The sequence below is a fragment of the Oleiphilus sp. HI0061 genome (assembly GCF_001635675.1).
Map to the genome: position 1 here is coordinate 1 of NZ_LWFE01000528.1, position 774 is coordinate 774.

A 774-nucleotide genomic window follows, 5' to 3' on the forward strand; every position below is an offset into this window, starting at 1 on the left:
TATCGACGCCTCCTACCTGGATATTCACCTTCAAAACGGTCAGCCAAAAACTAACGGCAAGGAACACCCGCTAGTGAATGAAGCGAACAGCAACCTTTTTTCATTTACACCAAAAGGGAATCTTAAAGACGCAGTCGATGATTTCCAGAGAAATTATATTATTCATATTCTGGACCAACATCAGGGAAACCAGGCGGCTGCAGCACGTGACTTGGGCGTAAACCGAAGTAATTTCTATCGCTTAATTAAACGCCTGGAGCTATAAAGGCTTTAAGAGAAGCAAAGCTTTCCCTTGATTCAAGTCTAAAGTTCATCATAATTAGCTAAGATCTGACCGTTGGCGTCTGCATGAAGCAATGCGACACAAGCTCACTTTTCTTAGGCGTCTTTTACTATGCAAGCTTTAGAGTGGTTATTACCGCAGTTGTCCACAACAACATGGACGGCACATATTCTGGTATTTGTATTCAACATTGGCTTATTCCTGTATGCAAAGCCGATTATAAGCTTCATTGATGGCGCACGTGATAGCGGCGTCAAAGTCACACTGTTTCGCGCCTTAAACGGCCTGGTGCTGATTCTTCATATCGTCCATCTGGTTTTTCTCAGACTCAACAATAGCTACGAAAACTTCTTTATACACTTGGGTTTAAGTCTCACCACTCTGTATCTCAGCATCCTGATTTACAGTATTTGTAGCCGCCAATCTCGCAAGAAGTTCGGCCTCGAAAAAGTTGTTGATGAGAAGCCTGTTTTTCTAGACACCTACTCAAG

The 774-nt window shown here is 42.9% G+C and carries 2 protein-coding genes; both read left to right on the top strand.

Features of this window, described 5'->3' with window-relative positions:
* Positions 1–265, top strand: a 265-nt coding sequence (locus tag A3735_RS06945) for a helix-turn-helix domain-containing protein (protein ID WP_304439973.1), incomplete at its 5' end; no start/stop codon positions are given.
* Between the two features lie 129 nt (positions 266–394).
* The coding region (locus A3735_RS06950; protein WP_156499482.1) for a hypothetical protein at positions 395–774 on the top strand (380 nt) is incomplete at its 3' end.